This window comes from Idiomarina sp. OT37-5b, from assembly GCF_002968395.1.
Classification (GTDB): Bacteria; Pseudomonadota; Gammaproteobacteria; order Enterobacterales; family Alteromonadaceae; genus Idiomarina; species Idiomarina aquatica.
Window position 1 is genome coordinate 819,762 of sequence record NZ_CP027188.1, and the last position, 16,217, is coordinate 835,978.

The 16,217-nt window shown below is 53.7% G+C and carries 12 protein-coding genes; 11 read left to right on the forward strand and 1 reads right to left on the reverse strand.

Going from position 1 to position 16,217, the window contains the following annotated elements; translation table 11 throughout:
- Positions 1 to 79: 79 nt before the first annotated feature.
- From fabB to purF, 10 genes are all read left to right on the forward strand, one after another.
- Positions 80 to 1,294, forward strand: a complete 1,215-nt coding sequence (gene fabB, locus C5610_RS03690) for a beta-ketoacyl-ACP synthase I (protein WP_105305958.1) — start codon at positions 80 to 82, stop codon at positions 1,292 to 1,294.
- A 26-nt stretch (positions 1,295 to 1,320) separates the two neighbouring features.
- Positions 1,321 to 2,481, forward strand: coding sequence for a 4-phosphoerythronate dehydrogenase (locus C5610_RS03695; RefSeq protein ID WP_105305959.1), 1,161 nt, complete (start codon positions 1,321 to 1,323; stop codon positions 2,479 to 2,481).
- Between the two features lie 18 nt (positions 2,482 to 2,499).
- Positions 2,500 to 3,516: an aspartate-semialdehyde dehydrogenase gene (locus C5610_RS03700; RefSeq protein WP_105305960.1), complete on the forward strand. Its 1,017-nt coding sequence runs from the start codon at positions 2,500 to 2,502 to the stop codon at positions 3,514 to 3,516.
- A gap of 104 nt (positions 3,517 to 3,620) precedes the next feature.
- The gene (locus C5610_RS03705; protein ID WP_105305961.1) at positions 3,621 to 6,104 is read left to right on the forward strand and encodes a FimV/HubP family polar landmark protein; all 2,484 of its coding nucleotides are present in this window, start codon (positions 3,621 to 3,623) and stop codon (positions 6,102 to 6,104) included.
- A 21-nt stretch (positions 6,105 to 6,125) separates the two neighbouring features.
- Entirely contained in the window at positions 6,126 to 6,911 is a 786-nt protein-coding gene (gene truA / locus C5610_RS03710) for a tRNA pseudouridine(38-40) synthase TruA (RefSeq protein WP_105305962.1), read from the forward strand.
- An 86-nt stretch (positions 6,912 to 6,997) separates the two neighbouring features.
- Positions 6,998 to 7,891, forward strand: a complete 894-nt coding sequence (gene accD / locus C5610_RS03715) for an acetyl-CoA carboxylase, carboxyltransferase subunit beta (protein ID WP_105305963.1) — start codon at positions 6,998 to 7,000, stop codon at positions 7,889 to 7,891.
- A gap of 16 nt (positions 7,892 to 7,907) precedes the next feature.
- On the forward strand, positions 7,908 to 9,212 hold the full coding sequence (gene folC / locus C5610_RS03720; RefSeq protein WP_105305964.1) for a bifunctional tetrahydrofolate synthase/dihydrofolate synthase: 1,305 nt from the start codon (positions 7,908 to 7,910) through the stop codon (positions 9,210 to 9,212).
- Positions 9,213 to 9,214: 2 nt separating this feature from the next.
- Positions 9,215 to 9,769, forward strand: a complete 555-nt coding sequence (locus C5610_RS03725; protein ID WP_105305965.1) for an SPOR domain-containing protein — start codon at positions 9,215 to 9,217, stop codon at positions 9,767 to 9,769.
- Between the two features lie 71 nt (positions 9,770 to 9,840).
- Positions 9,841 to 10,335 carry a CvpA family protein gene (locus tag C5610_RS03730; RefSeq protein WP_105305966.1) on the forward strand — a complete coding sequence of 165 codons (495 nt, stop codon included), beginning with the start codon at positions 9,841 to 9,843 and terminating at the stop codon, positions 10,333 to 10,335.
- A 14-nt stretch (positions 10,336 to 10,349) separates the two neighbouring features.
- Entirely contained in the window at positions 10,350 to 11,867 is a 1,518-nt protein-coding gene (gene purF / locus C5610_RS03735; protein ID WP_105305967.1) for an amidophosphoribosyltransferase, read from the forward strand.
- 89 nt (positions 11,868 to 11,956) lie between these two features.
- Here purF and astB read toward each other — a convergent pair whose 3' ends face one another.
- Positions 11,957 to 13,294 (reverse strand): N-succinylarginine dihydrolase, encoded by a 1,338-nt coding sequence (gene astB, locus C5610_RS03740; protein ID WP_105305968.1) that lies wholly within the window; start codon positions 13,292 to 13,294, stop codon positions 11,957 to 11,959.
- Positions 13,295 to 13,587: 293 nt separating this feature from the next.
- On the opposite strand from astB, the gene topA reads away from it, so the two are divergent.
- A complete protein-coding gene (topA, locus tag C5610_RS03745; RefSeq protein WP_105305969.1) occupies positions 13,588 to 16,206 on the forward strand; it encodes a type I DNA topoisomerase in 2,619 nt (872 codons plus the stop codon).
- Positions 16,207 to 16,217: the final 11 nt, after the last annotated feature.

Here is a 16,217-nt window from a genome sequence, read left to right on the forward strand (position 1 = left end):
TCATACTAGCGAACAGTTTAAGCATTTTAATTACTTCAAGTTAAACCAAAGGCGCAGCAGCGCCGCACAGGAACACAGAATGAAAAGAGCAGTGATCACTGGACTCGGGATTGTCTCGAGCATCGGCACCAACCAGGAAGAAGTGTTGGCATCATTACGCACCGGCAAATCGGGGCTTGAACGCTCTGAATCTTTTGCTGAAATGGGACTACGCTGTCAGGTCTGGGGCCCTGTTCGCCTCGACGTAAAAGATCATATCGATCGTAAGGCGTTACGGTTTATGGGCGACTCGGCCGCTTATGCCTACATCGCCATGAAACAGGCAATTGCCGATGCCGGCCTGAGCGATGAGGAAGTGTCAAACCCGCGCACCGGTTTGGTGGTGGGTTCGGGCGGCGCTTCCGGCGAACATCAGGTTGCTGCAGCCGACACCTTACGTGAGAAAGGCGTCAAACGTGTGGGTCCTTACATGGTTCCGCGTTGCATGGCGTCAACCACCTCAGCGTGCTTAGCAACGCCGTACAAAATTAAAGGCGTGAATTATTCCATCAGCTCAGCCTGTGCGACTTCAGCGCACTGTATCGGCCACGCGTTGGAACTGATCCAGTTCGGTAAACAAGATCGTGTGTTTGCCGGTGGCGGTGAAGAGTTGCACTGGACGCTGGGTATGGAATTTGATGCGATGGGCGCGCTCAGCACTAAGTACAACGATACACCGGAAAAAGCATCACGGACTTACGACCGTGACCGTGATGGTTTCATTCCGGCCGGTGGCGGCGGTATTCTGGTTATCGAAGAACTGGAAGCGGCAAAAGCCCGTGGCGCGAAAATCTACGCCGAAATCGTCGGCTATGGTGCAACCTCGGACGGTTATGACATGGTGGCGCCGTCAGGTGAAGGCGCAGTGCGTTGCATGAAGATGGCGATGTCGACGGTCGATACCCCGATCGATTACCTGAATACCCACGGCACCAGCACACCGGTAGGTGATGTGAAGGAACTGGAAGCCATCCGTGAAGTGTTCCCTGAGCAGACGCCGATGATCAGCGCGACCAAAGCCATGACCGGTCACGCATTGGGTGCTGCCGGTGTACATGAAGCCATTTACTCATTGTTGATGATGAAAAACGGCTTCGTGACGCCAAGCATCAACATCGAAAATCTCGATGAAGCGGCGGAAGGCATGAACATCGTGCGTGAGCCAACCGAAGCAAAACTGAAGACTGTGATGTCGAACAGTTTCGGTTTCGGTGGTACCAACGCGACGCTGGTGTTGCGTGAATACAGCGAATAATTCACGTTTAACGCGAATTCGTTAACGTGCAGATTGTCGCAGACCAAAACATACCCGCATTGTCGTCATTACTGGCGGATGCGGGTTCTTTGTCTTTGTACGCGGAGCGACAGCCGCCGGCACATTTGCTAGCCGAGGCGGAGGTGTTGCTGGTGCGCTCGGTGACCCGTGTTGATGAGGCCTTGCTGGCGCAGGCACCACGACTTAAGTTTGTGGCCACCGCAACCATTGGTACCGAACACCTTGATTTGGCGGCGCTGGCGGAGCGTGGCATCGCGGTGGCCAGTGCGCCGGGTGCGAATGCGGATTCGGTGGGTGAGTATGTACTGACCGCGGTGCTGGCGCACTATCAGCGCCGGCAGCAGCTAGCGACATTGGCGGATAAAGAAGTGGCGATCATCGGCGCCGGCAATACCGGGCGCGCTGCGGGCCGGCGTCTGGCCGCGCTGGGTCTGACGGTTCACTATTATGATCCGCCGTTGTTGCAGAAGGGGGCCGTGCCACCCGGGCTGGAAGTGCACGATCACTGGCAGCGGGTACTGAACTCGGACATCATCAGTTGTCATGTGCCGCTGGTGACGGCAGGCCCTCACCCCACCCATCATTTATTGGATATTGAAGCCCTGCAGTCGCTGCACAGCGGACACTTGTTGATTAATGCCAGCCGCGGAGCGGTGATTGATAATCAGGCATTACTGACTTGTTGTGAACAGGGTGATTGTCCGGGCCTGATCCTGGACGTGTGGGAAGGCGAGCCAGCCATTGCGGTGGCGTTGCTGGAGCACGTTTCGATTGCCACGCCGCACATTGCCGGGCACAGTGCCGAAGGCAAAGTCGGTGGTGCATTGAAAGTGGCCGAAGCCTTGTACGCGTTTTTGCAGCGGCCGTTTACCGCCGACGCTGACAGCGTGTTGCCGGCCTGCCCATGGCCGACCTTTGACGCAACGCAGATTGCGTCGCTGGAGGATTTGGCGGCGCTGGCACTGCACCGTTACGATATCTGGCGCGATGATGCCCTGATGCGCAGAGACGGCGGCACCGCGGCCGGCTTTGATCAATTACGAAAACAGTATCGTAAAGATAATCCACGCCGACAGTTCAACAATCAACGTATTGCGTGTCATAATAGTCAGCAGTTTGAACAATTTTTACAGTTGGGCTTTAACGCCGTCAGGGCGCAGTCCTAGCATAATACAGGAGTTACTATGTCTGAAGGTTTTCGCGTTGCCGTTTTAGGTGCCACCGGGTTGGTGGGTCAACAGATGATTGAGATCCTGCAGCAGCGAAAATTTCCTGTGAGCCAATTGTTTCCGCTCGCCAGTGCGCGTTCGGCCGGTGCTACGGTAAAGTTCGGTGGCGAAGACATCGAAGTACTCAACGCCGAAGAGTTCGACTGGAGTGAGGCTGATATTGGGTTTTTCTCAGCCGGTGGCAGTATTTCCCGCGAATTTGCACCTAAGGCCGCTGAAGCCGGCTGTGTGGTGATTGATAACACCTCAGAATTTCGTTACGAAGCGGACATCCCGCTGGTGGTGCCGGAAGTGAACGGTTATGCGTTGGCGGACTTCCGTAATCGCAACATCATCGCCAACCCGAACTGTTCAACCATTCAGATGCTGGTGGCGCTAAAGCCATTGCATGATGCGGTTGGTATTGAGCGCATTAACGTTGCCACCTACCAGTCGGTGTCCGGTGCCGGTAAGGAAGCGATGGAAGAGCTCGCCAAGCAAACCGCCGAACTGTTAAACGGCAAAGAGCCGACGGTGGCAAACTTCAGCCGTCAGATTGCCTTTAACTGCATTCCGCAAATTGATGTGTTTATGGACAACGACTACACCAAAGAAGAAATGAAAATGGTGTGGGAAACCCAGAAGATACTCAATGATCCGACCATTCGCGTGAATCCGACCGCGGTGCGGGTACCGGTATTCTTCGGTCACGCCGAAGCGATTCATATCGAAACCCGTCAGCCGATTACTGCTGAGCACGCGAAGCAGTTGTTGCAGGACGCGCCGGGAATCACTCTGCTGGAAACCCGGGAAGAATTCCCGACTCAGGTTGGCAATGCCGCCGGTCACGATGAGGTCTTTGTTGGCCGTATTCGTGAAGACATCAGTCATCCGCAGGGTTTGAACTTGTGGGTGGTAGCCGACAACATTCGCAAAGGCGCCGCGACTAACTCGATTCAAATTGCTGAGCACTTGATTCGCGAATATTGGTAACGGGTTGTTGAAAAGAGTGTGGTAAAAAGGCGACGCTTATGTCATAAAGTTTTTATGATGGACGCCGTTAATAATAACAGCAAAGCGCGGGCAGAGATTAAAGGATGAAGATAACCAACATTGGACGCACACATCGAGCAACGATAAGACGCCGGTTAATCAGCGGCTTACTGATAGGCCTTATCAGCGTCCCCCTTGCGCTTGCTGCAACCCCTGTAACGCCGTTGCAACAGGACGGCGTTATCATCAAAGGCGAAAAAGGCTCGGAAGCTACCGATGTCCGTGAGGGGCAGGAACGCTACGGCCCAATCACTTCTGCTGACACCTTGTGGGCGATCGCCCGCGAGTATCGCCCGCACTCCAGCGTTACCCAGTACCAAACTATGGTAGCGATTGCCCAGGCCAATCCGCGCGCCTTTGTCGATGGCAACATCAACCGTATGCTTGACGGTTTTTACCTGCGTATCCCGAGTCTGCAGGAAATCCGCATGATCAACCCGGAAACGGCGCGGCGTCGGGTGCTGGCGGATCAACAACTACAATCACAACAGCAACGTCTGAGCGAGGCCGAAACGGAAACCCGGCAAACGCGCGCGGAACAGCAGCAGGTGCTGAACGAAGCCCGTGAGCGAGCGGAGCAGGTGATTGAAGAGGTTGAACAACAGCAACAACAGAGCTTTGCGGAGTTGCGCGCCGAAGTGAATCAATCGTTGCAGGCGGTGCAACGGGTTTATGACGAAAACGAGGCGATTCAGCAGCGGCTGGATAACCTTGCTGAGCGCATTGACGAGTTGTCGGCCGGTTTGCAGCAGACCGGTGAACTGGAAGAACAATTTAATCAGCTACTGCAACAGCAGCAACAAATGCTGGCAATGCAGCAGCAGGAACAGGTGACCGAAAGCAGCTCCGGATTCATGGAGTGGTTGAAGAACCCTCTGAATCTGGCGTTATTGGCGATACTGCCGGCACTGCTGGTGATTTTCGCGCTGTACTTCTTTGTCTTCCGCCGCAAGCCGGAAGTTGAACAAGAGGACGTGCCGGCGTCGAAGAAGGTCGAAGAGCTGAACGATGAAGAAGCGTCGAAGGCACTGGATCGCGAACTGATGGCCGGCGGACAGGACAATGCTGATGACGGACTGTTTAATCTCGATGGTGATGCATCAGCCGATGATGACGATGAGCTCGGCGATGATTTGAGTGCGCTGGAAGCGGAACTGACACAAACCGGTCAGTTGGGCGATGACGATGACGACTTTAGCATTCGTCTTGATGACGAAGACGATGAAGACGAGTCAGCGCAAAACCAGGACAAAGACAGCGCTCAAAGCGCTGATGATGAGTTAGCGGATGAAGATGCTGACCTGTTGCCGACGGATGACGACGATGTGGGTCAGGCTGATACGGATGACGATGAGGGCTCGAGCGAGTTGTCTCAGGAAGAGTTGGATCGGTTGTTCTCGGAGTCGGATGACGACGATGAACCGGCGCTCGATTTGTCATTGGATGATGATGACGATGACGCGGCGACAGAGTCCGATGATGAAGAGGAAGCGCAGGCTGACGCGGAAGCTGAGCAAGAGGCTGAGCTGGAATCGGAACCAGAACCAGAGACAGAGCCGGAATCAGAAGCAGAGCCCGAGTCTGAACCAGAACAAGCACCCGAGTCGGAGCCAGAGTCAGAATCTGAGCCAGAATCTGAACAACAACCGGAGCCGGAAACCGAATCCGAGCCTGAGCCAGAAGCCGATGACGAGCCAGATGCAGCCGCTGAGGGTGAGCAAGAACCTGAACAGCAACCTGAGCCTGAGCCAGAACCAGAATCAGAACCAGAGTCAGAGCCCGCCGCTGAAGCGAGCGCTGAACCTGAATCGGATACCGATGAGCCAGCAGACGATGAAAGCGACACAGACACGCCGACGGAAGAGTATGAAGATCCGGATGCCGCTGACGAAACCCTTGCTCAGTTAGGCATCGAAGAGGGCGATGAAGAGGATCCGGACGACGCGGACGGCGAGGACCTGGACAGTTTGCTGCAGGCGTCAGAAGAGCTCGAGTCAGAACTGGGCGACCTCGATGATATCGAGGAAGAGCTGCCGGAGGACGATGAAGCCCTTGAGCAAGCCGAGCAACAGGCCGACGAGGATTTGGACGCGCTGTTTGGTGACGACAGCACAGCCGCCGAGCCAGCGTCAGAACCAGCGCCACAATCAGAATCAGAACCAGAACCAAAGCCACAGTCCCCGCCGGAAGCGACGGGTGAAGAACAAACAGACGACGACGGCGGTTATCTTGATATTGATTCACTGATGCAGGACGCCGACGATGGTGATGGCGACGACAGTGATGAAGACAAGTACGATGCGGCCAAGGTCGAAGAGTTGCTGAACGACGAAGAGTTGCAGGATTTTAATGGTGATGAAGAGCCGGACTTTGATGAAGAAGCCTCGGCACAACTGGATTTAGCCCGTGCCTATATCGATATGGGTGAAGAAGGCGAAGCCCGTGAGATTTTGCAGCAATTGATTGATAACGACGACGAACGGCTGGCAAAAGATGCCAAAGCGTTGTTGTCGCGGATAGACTCATAACTTTATTCGTAAGGGTGCGGTATGCGAATTGCGCTGGGTCTGGAATATGACGGAAGCCGGTATTTTGGCTGGCAACGTCAGCAGGAAGTCGATACGGTTCAGGAGCGGCTGGAAAAAGCACTGAGCAAGGTCGCTAATGAGCCGATCGAAACGGTCTGTGCCGGTCGTACTGACGCCGGTGTCCACGCCACCAATCAGGTGGTGCATTTTGATGTGTCGCAGGAACGTCGGGCGGCGGCCTGGACGCTTGGCGTTAACAGTAACCTGCCGGCTGATATTGCGGTACGCTGGGCGCAACCGGTAGCTGATGATTTCAGTGCCCGTTTTAGTGCAACCGCACGTCGTTACCGCTACATTATTGCCAATACGCGTCTGCGTCCGGGTATTCACAGCCACGGCGTTAGCCACTATCATCATCCTCTGGATGAACAGGCTATGCAGGCGGCGGCGCCGGCGTTGCTGGGTGAGCACGATTTTACCAGTTTTCGAGCAGCCCAATGCCAGTCGCACTCGGCGCATCGTGAAGTTACCCACCTGAGTGTGACGCGGCGTGGTGATTTTATTATCGTCGATATCAAGGCGAACGCCTTTTTACATCACATGGTACGCAATATTGTCGGTAGCCTGATTGTTATTGGTCGGCATCAGCAGCCACCGGAATGGTTGGGTGAGCTGCTTGCCTGCCGTGACCGTACCCAGGCTGCGGCTACCGCCAAGCCCGGCGGCTTGTATCTGGTGCAGGTCGATTATCCGAATGAACTGCAGTTACCCACGCCGGAGCCGGGGCCATTATGGTTTGCACCCTAAACTGTTATGACCTCTTTGCTTGACCGAGTTGTGCTACCATGTAAGCTATTCAACAAATACGACACTGAGTGCAAAAGCAAACATCTATGAGCTGGATTGAACGAATTCTTGCCAAGCCGAAATCGAATAAACGTAAAAACGTCCCTGAGGGCGTTTGGAGTAAATGTTCGGCTTGTGATGCGATCATTTATCGCAACGACCTTGACCGTAACTTAAGCGTTTGCCCGAAATGTGATCATCACATGCGGCTGACCGGCCGTGAGCGGCTGAAATTGTTTTTAGACGAGCAAGGGGTAACCGAAATTGCCGCCGAGCTTGAGCCTAAGGATATTCTTAAGTTTAAAGACTCGAAGAAATACAAAGATCGCATCGCGGCTGCACAAAAAAGCAGTGGCGAGAAGGACGCTCTGATCGCTCAGCGTGGCACCGTACAGGGCGTTCCTGTGGTGGCCGTGGCGTTTGACTTCAATTTTATGGGCGGTTCAATGGCGTCCGTGGTTGGCGCTAAATTCGTTAAAGCGGTCGAAGAGTGTCTGGCACATCGACTGCCGTTGGTGTGCTTTTCGGCCTCCGGCGGTGCGCGTATGCAGGAAGCCTTAATGTCATTGATGCAAATGGCGAAAACGTCAGCCGCACTGGCCCGCATGAGTGAGGAAGGACTGCCCTATATTTCGGTACTGACTGACCCAACCATGGGTGGGGTTTCAGCCAGTTTGGCGATGTTGGGCGATATCCATATTGCCGAACCAAAAGCGCTGATTGGTTTCGCCGGTCCGCGGGTTATCGAGCAGACCGTGCGTCAGACGTTGCCGGAAGGGTTCCAGCGCGCAGAATTTTTGCTCGAGCATGGCGCCATTGATATGATTGTCGATCGCCGCGAAATGCGTGCGACCGTTGCTCGCTTGCTGGCGAAAATGATGAAGTTGCCATCGCCGGTGAGTGCAGAGGACGACGACACTGCGCCGTTAGTCAAGGCCTAAGCAAAAGGGCGTAAGTATGTCCCCAGGGAAGACCATCACAGCGCCGGGTAAGGACTCGGCGCTAAGCGACTGGCTCAATTATCTTGAGCACCTCCACAGCACGGAAATAGACCTTGGCCTGACTCGGGTCGCGCAGGTTTACCAGCGTTTGTCTCCATCCTCATCGGCGGCTAAGCCGGCTCGTTATGTCATCACCGTGGCCGGTACCAACGGTAAAGGCTCTACCGTCAGTTATCTTGAGCACATCCTGCGCGATGCCGGTTATCGGGTTGGGGTGTACACGTCGCCGCACCTGGTTGACTACCGGGAACGCGTTACCATTGATGGTGACATGCTGAGCGAGCAACAGCATGTACAGGCCTTTACCGCCATCGAAGCGGCGCGTGGTGATACCTCGTTAACGTATTTTGAATTCGGCACGTTGGCGGCATTTTGGTTGATGCAACAGCAAGCGCTGGATGTTGCCATTCTTGAAGTCGGGCTAGGGGGGCGTCTTGATGCCGTTAACGTGGTTGACCCTGACGTTGCGGTAGTGACCAGTATTGGCATTGATCATATTCAGTTCCTCGGTGATAACCGCGAACAGATCGGGCGCGAAAAAGCCGGCATCGCACGCGCAGGTAAGGCGTTAATTTGCGGTGATAAGCGCCCACCGAAAAGTATTAAAACCGTTGCTGAAGAAGTCGGCGCAAAACTGCGACAGAGTGGTACTCATTTCGGCTACAGTGAAGCGGACGGTTGCTGGCATTATCGAGGTATCGAGTCGAACCTGTTGCAATTACCGTTGCCGCAACTACCGCTGATGAATGCGGCGACTGCGTTAGCGGCGCTGGAGTCGTTACCGCTGGCGGTCAGTGCCGATGCGATACGCTCGGGGCTGCAGCGCGCGCAGTTGATGGGCCGTATGCAACAATTGAGCTATGGTGGTTGCGATGTGCTGCTGGACGTGGCGCACAACGCGCACGCGGCGGAGTATTTGCTGCAAGTATTGAATAAGCGTTACAAGCAGCGGCCGATCGTTGCGGTGGTGGGAATGTTAAAAGACAAAGACCACAATGCCGTTTTTGCACAGCTGCAAGGTCGCATTCAACGTTGGTATCTGGGCACTTTGAGCGAACCGCGGGGTAACCAGGCGCAGGTTCTGGCGCAGGCGCCGAGCCTGCAGGAAAGCCACGCCGAGGTGCAGTGTTTTGACCAGGTTGAGCAGGCGTTTGAACAGGCCATCGTTGATGCTGCAGCAAGTGCAAACGAAAAGCCGCTGGTGTTCGTATTTGGCTCGTTTTACACTGTTGGCAGAATTAATCAGCGAATAAGGAGCTAAGTTTGGCCAGCCCACTACAAAATCGATTGGTTGGAACCATCATCTTAGTCGCACTTGCCGTCATTATTTTGCCCGATGTGCTCGACGGCGAAAAAGCCGAAACGGTCGAAGAATTCGAAACCATTCCTTTGCAACCGGAACAGGAAGTAGCGCTGCAGGAGCCGCAGCCTGTGCCTGAGGAAACTCGTGCGCGGTTGCAGCAGAACGATGCCGAGAACGATGAGAGCGAGCTGGAAAAGACCGCTGACACGGCACAGCCCATTAATAATGACGACAGCGCCGCAACGCTTCAGGCACCGCCGCGAGAGCCCAAAGAGTTTGCCGCGGACGGCGAAGCTTACGTTATTCAGCTTGGTGCCTTCAGTAACGCCGACAGCGTCAATAAATTAGTGGTGCAATTACGGGATAAAGGCTATGCGGCCTACAGTGAACGGTCCGGCCGTTTGACCAAGCTGATGGTGGGGCCGGACACCTCGAAAGCGGAGCTGGAAAAACAGTTGCCGGCACTGACCAAACTGACCGGACTTAACGGTAAAGTGCTCAGCTACAAACCTTAACGAAAAAAAGGCACATTTTTGCCTGGTTTCTGTTAAAATTCGCACACTTTTTGACGGGCTAACGAGTGCTTATGCTCTGGATAGATTTTTCCATAATTGGCATCATCGCGATATCAACGCTGGTCAGCTTGGTTCGCGGCTTTATAAAAGAAGCGGTATCACTGGTCATTTGGGTTGCGGCCTTTTTTATCGCCAGTCAGTTTTATCAGGATCTGGCCGTATACATTACCCAACTGCAGGACCCCATGCTCCGTAACGGAGCCGCTATCGCCATCCTTTTCGTTGTTACCCTAATCCTCGGCGCCATCGTCAATTACATTTTATCCAAATTGGTTGAACATACCGGACTATCCGGCACGGATCGCGTGTTGGGACTGGTGTTTGGCGCCTTACGCGGCGTTTTAATTGTGGCCGCGCTGTTGTTTTTCATGGATTCGTTTACGGGCTTGTCCGACAGTCAATGGTGGCAAGATTCGGTCCTGATCCCGCATTTTGGCGTGTTCATTCAGTGGTTCTTTGAATATCTCGAAACAAGCTCTAGCTTTTTAGTCCCGAAACCCGTTTAAGAGGTCATCGTTTTATGTGTGGTATTGTTGGTATCGTTGGCAAGCAGCCCGTTAACCAAGCGTTGTATGATGGTTTAACCATGCTCCAGCACCGTGGTCAGGATGCCGCCGGCATCATGACGGTGGATGAATACAACACCTTGCGTCTGCGCAAAGCCAATGGACTGGTTCGTGACGTTTTTCATACACGCCATATGCACCGTCTGGCCGGCAAAGTCGGTATTGGCCATGTGCGTTACCCAACCGCAGGCAGCTCAAGCTCGGCGGAGGCTCAACCGTTTTACGTCAACTCGCCTTTTGGCATTGCCATGGCTCATAATGGCAATTTGACCAATGCCGCGGACGTGCATAATCATTTATTTAAAACCGCGCGTCGCCACATCAACACGACGTCGGATTCCGAAATCCTGCTCAACGTTTTTGCCAATGAACTGGATAAAAACGACAGCCTGCGTCTGAACGATGATGATATCTTTCGTACCATTACTGCCGTGCACCGCAAAATCCGTGGTGCCTATGCCGTGGTAGCCATGATTCTCGGACATGGCCTGGTCGCGTTCCGTGATCCCTGGGGCATTCGCCCGCTGGCGTTAGGTAAACGTGAGACCGAAGACGGTGATGAGTACATTGTCGCTTCAGAAAGCGTTGCTATTGACGGTACCGGCTTTAAATACGTGCGTGATGTTGAGCCAGGCGAGGCGATCTACATCACTAACGACGGTAAATTGTATTCGCGTCAGTGCGCGGATAAGCCGAAGCATTGCCCGTGCATTTTTGAGTATGTTTATTTTGCTCGTCCGGATTCCTTTATCGACGGTATTTCGGTGTACGCGTCACGGGTTAATATGGGTCGTAAACTGGGTGAGAAAATTAAGCGGGATTACGCCGATCTGGACATCGATGTGGTTATTCCAATACCGGAAACCAGCAACGATATCGCGCTTGAAATTGCCAGTGCGCTGGATTTACCGTACCGCCAGGGTTTTGTTAAAAACCGCTACATCGGCCGTACCTTTATCATGCCGGGGCAAACTCAACGACGTAAATCGGTGCGTCGTAAGTTGAACGCCATCAGTGCCGAGTTTAAAGGCAAGAACGTGTTGTTGGTGGACGATTCTATCGTGCGCGGAACGACGTCGGAGCAAATCATTGAGATGGCTCGTGATGCCGGGGCAAAGAAGGTCTATTTCGCCTCAGCAGCGCCGGAAATTCGTTTCCCGAACGTTTATGGCATTGACATGCCAAGCGCCAACGAACTGATTGGTCATGGCCGTGAATCGATCGAGATTTGTGACATGATCAAAGCGGACGGATTGATTTATCAGGATCTGGAAGACCTGGTAGCGGCTGTTGGTCAGGAAAACCCAAGCATTCAGCGCTTCGAAACGTCGGTGTTTAACGGTGAGTATGTGACGGGTGATATCAGTCAGGATTACCTGGATCAGTTGGATGCGGCGCGCAACGACACGGCTAAAGCACAGCGTGACGGCAGTGAAGACGCCAACCTGGAACTGCACAACGACAACGATTAAACGCTGCGCGGCAGACGCCGCCTAAGGCGGCTTGCCGGGCGGCACGCACTTCGGCGTGCCTGGCCTGGCAAGCGGGCGTAAGCCCGTGTCTAGCGTTGGAACGCGTAGACTGAACCCAGTTTCAGGATTTGCGTCAGTTCGTCCAAGGCGGCGCGTGACTCCTCCAGCAGAGCCGGATCACGAAGATCATCCACCGCCAACTCGTCGCGGTAGTGCTTATTAACCCACTTATTAAGGCGCGCAAACAGCTCGTCAGACATCAAACAGTTCTGGTTGGCCGCACCCAGCTCTTCGTCATTTAACGCCACACGCAGACGCAGACACGCCGGACCACCGCCATTGCGCATACTCTGCTTAACGTCAAAGAATTCTACCCGCTGGATCGGACCACCACGGCTGACTAACGAGTCGAGGTACGCCTTAACGCGCGGGTTCTCTTCACACTCGGTCGGCGCGATGATGGTCATCTTGCCGTCTGGTGGCGTGATCAACTGAGTGTTAAACAAATAGGTGCTGACCGCGTCTTCGACGCTGACGTCGGCCGTATTGACTTTGATAAAGTGTAATTCACTGTCACCAAATTTCTGCTGAATCTCCGCCAGTTTGGCTTCGGTGTCGGCAAATGCCTGCTCGTGATAGAACAGCACGTTCTGATTGCCGACGGCAATCACGTCGTTATGGAACACGCCCTGGTCAATCACATCCGGGTTCTGTTGGATAAACACCGTGTTGTCCTCTGACAGACCGTGCAGGCGGGCGATGGCTTCACTGGCTTCCAGTGTTTGCCGAGCCGGGTAACGCTTTGGTGCCGGCTTTGATGAATCAAAGGCATGTCGGCCATAGACAAACAACTCGACACCGGCGTGGCCGTATTCACGACACAGACGGGTGTGGTTGGCGGCGCCTTCGTCACCAAAATGCTCGTTATCCGGTAAGTGCTTATGATGATGGAAGTAACGTTCGTTGCTGAACATCGCCTGCAGGATACGACCGCTGGTTTGCGGCTCCAGCGAACGATGGAATTTATTGGTCAGGTTGGCCGGCGTAAAGTGCACTTTACCGTTGGCCGTGTCTGCGCTTGGCGATACCGTTGCCGCATTGGCGGTCCACATACTGGACGCGGAACAAACCGCCTGAAAGATGGCCGGCGCTTGTGTGGCCGCTTTGTACAACACTTCGGCGTCGGTGCCGGTAAAGCCGACCCGGCGCAATGCATAAACGTCAGGACGTTCCTGCGGCGCCAGCACACCCTGCTTCATACCCATGTCGTGCAGCGCTTTCATTTTCTGCAGTCCCTGCAAGGCAGCATCCTTCGGGCTCGACGATGATTTGGCATTGGCCAATGAGGCAACGTTGCCAAATGACAGGCCTGCGTAGTTGTGTGTCGGGCCGACGAGGCCGTCATAGTTTACTTCAAAATGTTGCATGGTCACGTTCAGGCGCTCCTGTAATAGTGCGTCGAATTGATCGGATTGACGCTATTATACGTTGTTAAAGCTAGCTTGTAAGCCTTTATTTTTGCGGGCTTTGGCTTAACGCAGCCAAGCTGACTGTTTATGTCAGTTGTGCGAATTTTTATCAAATTGTCGGACAATGGTTGTTTCTGCCAGCAATTACCGATATACCTAAAAAAAGGAAATACTGACCAAGTGACAGTTGTAATCACGTCGTCGAATACTTATATCGTCGGTCATACATTATCAAGAGAAGCATAAAATCTATGGCGAAATCGCTCGTTATTGTCGAGTCCCCGGCAAAAGCTAAAACGATTAACAAGTATCTGGGTAAGGACTTTGTCGTTAAGTCCAGTGTCGGTCATGTCCGTGATCTGCCCACCAAAGCGGTGGAAAAAGTACCGAGCAAACCGGCTGCAGAAATTCGTAAGATGGCACCGGAAGAAAAAGAACGCTATCAGAAGCAGCGCGATTACAAACGCCTGATTGCGCGTATGGGTATTGATCCCGAGCACGATTGGGAAGCCCATTACGAAGTGCTGCCGGGCAAAGAAAAAGTGGTCAAGGAACTGCAGCAACTGGCGAAAAAATCCGATGCCATCATTCTCGCAACGGATTTGGACCGCGAGGGGGAAGCTATTGCCTGGCACTTAAAAGAACTGATCGGGGGTGACGATAATCGTTATCAGCGAGTGGTGTTTAACGAGATCACCAAATCGGCGATTCAAGAAGCCTTTAAGCACCCGGCAGAGTTAAATACGGCGCGGGTTAACGCGCAGCAGACCCGGCGTTTCCTCGACCGGGTGGTCGGCTTTATGGTGTCGCCGTTGCTGTGGAAAAAAATTGCCCGCGGACTGTCGGCCGGACGGGTGCAATCCGTCGCCGTGCGGCTGGTTGTAGAGCGTGAACGCGAAATCAAAGCCTTCGTCCCGGAAGAGTACTGGGATGTGTTTGCCGATTTAATGACGCCGTCGAGTGACGAACTGCGCATGCAGGTGGCCAAAGAACAGGGCAAAACCTTCCGTCCGAATAACGAAGCGCAAACACAACGCGCGCTGGAGGCGTTAAAAGACGCCAGTTACCAGGTTATTGCACGGGAAGATAAACCAACCAGCAGTCGTCCGTCAGCGCCATTTATTACGTCAACGCTGCAGCAGGCAGCGAGTACGCGACTGGGTTTTGGTGTTAAGAAAACCATGACCCTGGCACAACGTTTATACGAAGCCGGTCACATTACCTACATGCGTACCGATTCAACGAACCTCAGTGCCGATGCTGTTGCCTCCTGCCGGGCGTTAATTGAAGAACAGTTTGGGAAAAATTATCTGCCGGAGAAGCCCAACCGCTATGGTTCAAAAGAGGGCGCTCAGGAAGCTCACGAAGCGATTCGTCCATCGGATGTGGCGGTGAAAGCCGAACAGTTAAAGCAGATGGAACGTGACGCACAGCGTCTGTATGAGCTGATTTGGCGGCAATTTGTGGCGTGCCAGATGGTACCGGCGAAATACACCAGCACCACTCTGACGGCACAGGCCGGTGATTTCGAACTTAAAGCCCGCGGTCGGGTGATGAAATTTGCCGGTTGGACCAAAGTGATGCCGCCGTCCGGTAGCAAAAAAGACGGTGATCAGATTTTGCCGGACGTCGACAAAGGCGACACCCTGGACCTGCAGAAACTGGATCCGCAGCAACACTTTACCAAGCCACCGGCTCGATACAGCGAAGCCTCGCTGGTTAAAGAGCTGGAAAAACGGGGTATTGGTCGTCCGTCAACCTACGCGTCGATCATTTCGACGATTCAGGATCGCGGTTACGTAAAAGTTGAGAACCGCCGTTTTTACGCGGAAAAAATGGGTGAGATCGTTAACGATCGACTGATCGAAAACTTCACCGAGTTGATGAATTACAACTTTACCGCCGAGATGGAACAGGCGCTGGATGATATCGCCGCCGGCGAACGAGACTGGAAACAAACGCTGGATTCGTTCTATCAGGACTTTAAAGAGCGTCTGGAAAAAGCCGAACTGGAACCGACCGAAGGGGGTATGCGCGGCAATCCGCCGGTGCTGACCGACATCGATTGTCCGAAGTGCGGCCGCAAGATGGGTATTCGTACCGCGTCGACCGGGGTATTCCTGGGCTGTTCCGGCTATAACCTGCCGCCGAAAGAGCGCTGTACACAGACACTCAATCTGGTGCCGGGGGAGGAAGCGGTTAAAGTTTCCGATGACGATGAGGCCGAAACCGAAGCGTTACGGGCGAAAAAACGCTGTCCGAAATGTGGCACCGCCATGGACAGTTACCTGATTGACGAGAAGCGTAAATTGCACGTTTGCGGTAATAATCCGACCTGTGACGGTCATCTGGTTGAGCAAGGCTCGTTCCGCATCAAAGGCTATGATGGTCCAACCATCGAGTGTGATAAATGTGGTGCTGAAATGCAGCTTAAATCAGGGCGTTTCGGTAAGTACTTTGGTTGCACCAACAGCGACTGTAAGAACACCCGTAAGTTGTTACGCAACGGTGAGCCGGCGCCACCGAAGGAAGACCCGGTGCCGTTACCGGAACTGCCGTGCGAAGATTCCGATGCGTATTTTGTTCTGCGTGACGGCGCTTCGGGTATCTTTTTATCCGCCAATACCTTCCCCAAATCGCGTGAGACCCGCGCGGTGACGGTGAAAGAACTGGCACGCTTTAAAGACCGTTTGCCGGAGAAGTTTAAGTATCTGGCCGAAGCACCGCAGGAAGACGATGACGGTAACGATGCGATTGTGCGTTTTTCGCGCAAAACCAAAGAGCAGTACGTGGTTACCGAAATCAATAAAAAGCAGACCGGCTGGAAGGCGTTTTATAACAACGGTCGTTGGGAAATCGATAAAAAGTAGTCAATTTCCTA

Bases quoted from the DNA above. Each gene is read 5' to 3' on its own strand.
- topA (WP_105305969.1), top strand. From the start codon at position 13,588: ATGGCGAAATCGCTCGTTATTGTCGAGTCCCCGGCAAAAGCTAAAACG.
- fabB (WP_105305958.1), top strand. From the start codon at position 80: ATGAAAAGAGCAGTGATCACTGGACTCGGGATTGTCTCGAGCATCGGC.
- C5610_RS03700 (WP_105305960.1), top strand. From the start codon at position 2,500: ATGTCTGAAGGTTTTCGCGTTGCCGTTTTAGGTGCCACCGGGTTGGTG.
- folC (WP_105305964.1), top strand. From the start codon at position 7,908: ATGTCCCCAGGGAAGACCATCACAGCGCCGGGTAAGGACTCGGCGCTA.
- purF (WP_105305967.1), top strand. From the start codon at position 10,350: ATGTGTGGTATTGTTGGTATCGTTGGCAAGCAGCCCGTTAACCAAGCG.
- C5610_RS03730 (WP_105305966.1), top strand. From the start codon at position 9,841: ATGCTCTGGATAGATTTTTCCATAATTGGCATCATCGCGATATCAACG.
- accD (WP_105305963.1), top strand. From the start codon at position 6,998: ATGAGCTGGATTGAACGAATTCTTGCCAAGCCGAAATCGAATAAACGT.
- truA (WP_105305962.1), top strand. From the start codon at position 6,126: ATGCGAATTGCGCTGGGTCTGGAATATGACGGAAGCCGGTATTTTGGC.
- astB (WP_105305968.1), bottom strand. From the start codon at position 13,294: ATGCAACATTTTGAAGTAAACTATGACGGCCTCGTCGGCCCGACACAC.
- C5610_RS03705 (WP_105305961.1), top strand. From the start codon at position 3,621: ATGAAGATAACCAACATTGGACGCACACATCGAGCAACGATAAGACGC.